Below are 3,541 nucleotides of genomic sequence, written 5' to 3'. Positions count from 1 at the left end.
ATGTCGGCCGGGTCGATGTTGGAGACGAACCTCGCCTCGATGCCCGCGTCGGCGTAGTCGAGCAGCGCCTCGTAGGCCATGGCGGGGCCGAGGTCGGAGCCGCCGATGCCGATGTTGACGACGGTGGCGATCGGCTCCCCGGTGGCGCCGCGCCACTCCCGGGAGCGGATCCGTCCGGCGAAGGCGCTCATCCTGTCGAGCACGCCGTGCACGTCGCGGACGACGTCCTGACCGTCGACGACCAGCCCACGGCCGGCGGGCAGGCGCAGCGCCGTGTGGAGCGCGGCGCGGTCCTCGCTGACGTTGACGTGGTCGCCGCGGAACATGGCGTCGATCCGCTCCCGCAGCCCGGCCCGCTCGGCCAGCGCCACGAGCAGGTCGAGGGTCTCGCCCGTCACCCGGTGCTTGGCGTAGTCGAGGTGGAGGTCGCCGGCGGTGAGCGTCATCCGCCCGGCACGCCCGGGGTCCTCCGCGAACAGCTCGCGCAGGTGCCTGCCGGACAGCTCCTCGTGGTGCTTCTCCAGAGCCGCCCACTCCTGGCTCCGGGTGATGTCGCCGCCGCTCACGTCTCCTCCTCGTGCCGTCACACCGTTCACATCGTTCCGTAACCCCGTACCCGGGAGGGACGATTCCGCGCACGGCGGACGCGACGCCCGCCCGAGGCGCTACGCCTGGCCCCGGCGGGTGGGTACGGCGGGGCCGCCGCCTCCCGGCCGGAACGGCGGCTCGCCGTCGCGCGGCAGCTTCATGACCATGAGAACGGTGGTGCCCGCCGGGCCGGTGGCGAAGGCCGCGCCGTCGGTGAGGCGGCGGATCAGCCAGATGCCGCGCCCGCCGAGCTCGGACGGGGCGGGCAGCTCGGCCTCGTCCAGGTAGCGGGAGGGGATGCCGGGCCCGGAGTCGGTGATCTCGCAGAACAGGCCCGTGCCCTCGTGTCCGAGCCGGAGCCGTCCGCGACCGCCCGCGTGGGCCACGACGTTGACGAGGCACTCGTTGACCGCCATGACGAAGTCGCCGAGCCGCTCGCCGGCCAGGCCCTGGTCGTGCGCGCGGCGCTGCACCTCGCCGCGGGTCGCGGCCAGGCTGCCCTCGTCGAAGGGCATGTCGAGCAGCGGAGGGGGGTCCGCGTCGCCGGGATCGGTGTTCACCCGCTCGCCTACCTGAGGTGGGGGCCCTCACGGCACGGCGCGCTCGTGGTCGGACAGCGTCATCGCGATCCGTACGGCGGTGCCGCCCGGGCCGGTCGTGAAGGCGACCTTATCGGCCAGCCGGCGGATGAGCCAAATGCCCCAGCCGCCCGCCAGCTCGTACCGCGGCGGATGGCCACGGGTGAGCCGGTCCAGCGGGATGCCTGGCCCGAAGTCCCTGATGTCGCAGAACACGGAGCCGCGGTCGGACCACACCCGCAGCACTCCCCGTCCCCCGCCGTACGCGACGGCGTTGACGACCGCCTCGTTGGCGGCCAGCACCAGATCGGTGACCCGTTCGGGCGGCATCCCCTGTCTCTCCGCGAACCGTTCGACGGCGCTGCGCGCCCCCGCGACGTCCCCCTCGGTAAAGGTGATGGTGGACGCCTCTTCCTTTCTAGATCGGATGTCCATGACGCCTCGCTAAGCCGGTTGTCGCATCCTCTGCCACGAGAGAACGGTTCCAATCACCTTGGTCGATGCCGAAAGCGGCCCTCGCCCTGCTCTGACACCGCCTCGATCCACTGTTGGTAAGGTCGGCCTGACGCTGCGCGGACCGGTGGATGGGAAGAACGGTGGACATAGAGCAGACGGCACTTCCCGGCATCGGCCTGCGCCACGAGTTCACCACGCAGTCGGGCAAGCGGGTCGGGGTCGTCTCCCACCGCACCGGCCGCCGCGACCTGGTGATCTACGACAAGGACGATCCCGACCGCGTCTGCGAGACCGTCAGGCTCAACGACGAGGAGGCCGAGGCGCTGGTCGAGCTGCTCGGCGCCCCGCGCATCGTGCAGCGGCTCAACGAGCTGCACCAGCAGGTCGAGGGCCTGGTCAGCGTGCAGCTTCCGATCCCGCCCGGCTCGCCGTACGTGGGGCGGCCGATGGGCGACGCGCGGGTGCGCACGCGCACGAGCGCCTCGATCGTGGCCGTGGTGCGGGGCGGCACGGTGTTCGCCAGCCCCGGCCCGGCCTTCGTCTTCGCCGCGAACGACATCGTGGTCGTGGTGGGCGGCGCCGACAGCACCGCAGAGGTGGCCGACATCCTGGCGCGCGGGTAGGCCCCCGGGTGCAGCACACCGCGATCGTCTTCCTGGAGTTCGGTGCTGTCCTGCTGGGGTTGGGGGTCCTGGGCGCGCTCGCGCTGCGGGTCGGCATCTCGCCCATCCCCCTCTACCTGCTCGCCGGGCTGGCGTTCGGCACCGGCGGCGTCGTCCCGCTGGCCACGAGCCAGGAGTTCATCTCCGTCGGCGCGGAGCTGGGCGTCGTGCTGCTGCTGCTCACGCTGGGGCTGGAGTACAACGCCGACGAGCTGGTCACCAGCCTGCGGGGCAACGCCACGTCCGGGCTCGTCGACCTGGTGCTCAACGCCGCGCCGGGCGCGATCTGCGCGCTGCTGCTCGGCTGGGGACCGGTCGCCGCGGTGGCCATGGCCGGGGTGACGTACGCGACCTCGTCGGGCATCGCCGCGAAGGTGCTGTCCGACCTGGGGTGGCTCGGCAACCGGGAGACCCCGACGGTGCTGTCGCTGCTGGTGTTCGAGGACCTGACGATGGCGGTCTACCTGCCGGTCCTGACCGCCATGCTGGCCGGGCTGAGCCTGGCGAGCGGGGCGGCCACGGTGGGGATCGCGCTGGTGACCGTGAGCGTGGTGCTGGTGGTCGCGCTGCGGTACGGGCGGTTCATCGAGGCGTTCGTGGCCAGCCCGAACTCCGAGGTGCTGCTGCTGAAGGTGGTCGGGCTGGCGCTGCTGGTGGCGGGGCTGGCGCAGACGTTGCAGGTGTCGGCCGCCGTGGGCGCGTTCCTGGTGGGGATCGCGCTGTCGGAGCAGCTGGCGCACGACACGCGGACCCTGCTGGAGCCGCTGCGCGACCTGTTCGCCGCGGTGTTCTTCGTCTTCTTCGGCCTCCAGACCGATCCCGCCAAGATCCTGCCGGTGGCGGGGCCCGCGGCGCTGCTGGCGGTCGCGGGCATGATCACCAAGCTGCTGACGGGCGCGTTCGCGGCCCGGCGGGCGGGCATCGCCAAGGCCGGGCAGGCACGGGCCGGGATCGCGCTGATCCCGCGCGGCGAGTTCAACATCGTGATCGCCGGGCTGGCCGTGGCCGCCGGCGCGCACCCGGACCTCGGGCCGCTGGCCGCCGCGTACGTGCTCATTCTGGCGGCGTTCGGGCCCCTGGCCGCCAAGCTGGTGCAGCCGCTGATCACGGCCGTCGCCAGGCGCGCCTGACGTTCCGGCGGCCGGCCCGGGTGCGTGCCGCGCCGCTGGTGGGGCGGGCGGTCCGCGGCGGAGCCGGGGCCGGGGGCGGGTGCGCGCGGATGGTCTCCTGGTCTGAGAGGCTTGTTCGACATGCCGG

At 73.0% G+C, this 3,541-nt stretch carries 4 protein-coding genes and 1 pseudogene; 2 read left to right on the top strand and 3 right to left on the bottom strand.

All coding sequences use genetic code 11. The features are described from left to right. The 3 genes and pseudogenes from DAT37_RS12980 to DAT37_RS12970 all read right to left on the bottom strand — a co-directional run. Nucleotides 1-566, bottom strand: a pseudogene (locus DAT37_RS12980) (glucose-6-phosphate isomerase); the annotation flags it as partial. A gap of 99 nt (nucleotides 567-665) precedes the next feature. Then, a complete protein-coding gene (locus DAT37_RS12975) occupies nucleotides 666-1,148 on the bottom strand; it encodes an ATP-binding protein (RefSeq protein ID WP_157978474.1) in 483 nt (160 codons plus the stop codon). Between the two features lie 27 nt (nucleotides 1,149-1,175). Further along, nucleotides 1,176-1,601, bottom strand: a complete 426-nt coding sequence (locus DAT37_RS12970) for an ATP-binding protein (RefSeq protein WP_109525001.1) — start codon at nucleotides 1,599-1,601, stop codon at nucleotides 1,176-1,178. 149 nt (nucleotides 1,602-1,750) lie between these two features. On the opposite strand from DAT37_RS12970, the gene DAT37_RS12965 reads away from it, so the two are divergent. Then, entirely contained in the window at nucleotides 1,751-2,245 is a 495-nt protein-coding gene (locus DAT37_RS12965; RefSeq protein ID WP_408637399.1) for a cation:proton antiporter regulatory subunit, read from the top strand. 8 nt (nucleotides 2,246-2,253) lie between these two features. Beyond that, the gene (locus tag DAT37_RS12960) at nucleotides 2,254-3,414 is read left to right on the top strand and encodes a cation:proton antiporter (protein WP_109524999.1); all 1,161 of its coding nucleotides are present in this window, start codon (nucleotides 2,254-2,256) and stop codon (nucleotides 3,412-3,414) included. Nucleotides 3,415-3,541 lie beyond the last annotated feature (127 nt).

The organism is Nocardia aurea (assembly GCF_003123685.1).
In the GTDB taxonomy this organism is placed as follows: domain Bacteria; phylum Actinomycetota; class Actinomycetes; order Mycobacteriales; family Mycobacteriaceae; genus Nocardia; species Nocardia aurea.
The sequence above is the reverse complement of the archived record's forward strand: the minus strand, read 5'-3'. Positions and strand labels throughout refer to the sequence as shown.